The organism is Cryobacterium sp. PH31-AA6 (assembly GCF_030063195.1).
Taxonomy (GTDB): Bacteria; Actinomycetota; Actinomycetes; order Actinomycetales; family Microbacteriaceae; genus Cryobacterium.
In genome coordinates this window covers 1-522 of sequence record NZ_JASISS010000063.1, presented here as the reverse complement: position 1 = coordinate 522, position 522 = coordinate 1, and the positions used below count along the sequence as shown (strand labels likewise).

General features: G+C 71.6%; 1 pseudogene. It reads right to left on the bottom strand.

Features of this window, described 5'->3' with window-relative positions:
• Positions 1-522 (bottom strand): annotated as a pseudogene (locus QMG61_RS17400) (hypothetical protein); the annotation flags it as partial.

Here is a 522-nt window from a genome sequence, read left to right as displayed (position 1 = left end):
GGCTTGGCCGGTGTCGTCGAAGAGGATGCCGCGCACCCCGGTGTCGCAGATCTGTCGTTCGACGGTGGCGAGGGAGATCGGTTGGGGGCTGCCTTCGAGGTGGCCGTGCCCGGTCGGCGGGTCCGGGGGTGGGTCTGGCGGCGTGAGTTGGTCGGTGGGAGCGGTGGCGGCGACCGGTGCGGTCGACGCGACCGGGGACTCCGGTGCGGTCGGGGCTGCCGGTGATTCCGGTGTCGCGGTCGCTGCCGGTGTGGCTGCGGGGCGTGTGCCCTGCCGGGCGAGGTCTGTTTGGGTGACGATGACGCGGACGGCGGGGCGGCGGCCGCCGAGCATGCGGCCGGGGTCGACTTCGCTGCCGAGCTTGAGCAACTGGAGGAAGGCGTCTGCGGCGATTTGTTCGGTGCTGCGGGGGTCGTTCTGGATTCGTTTGGCCCAGGCGGCGCGTTTCTTGTCGACGAAGCGCACCCCGCCGCGTCTGGGGCTGGTGAGGGCGTCGTAGGTGGAGAGGACGAACTCGCCGTC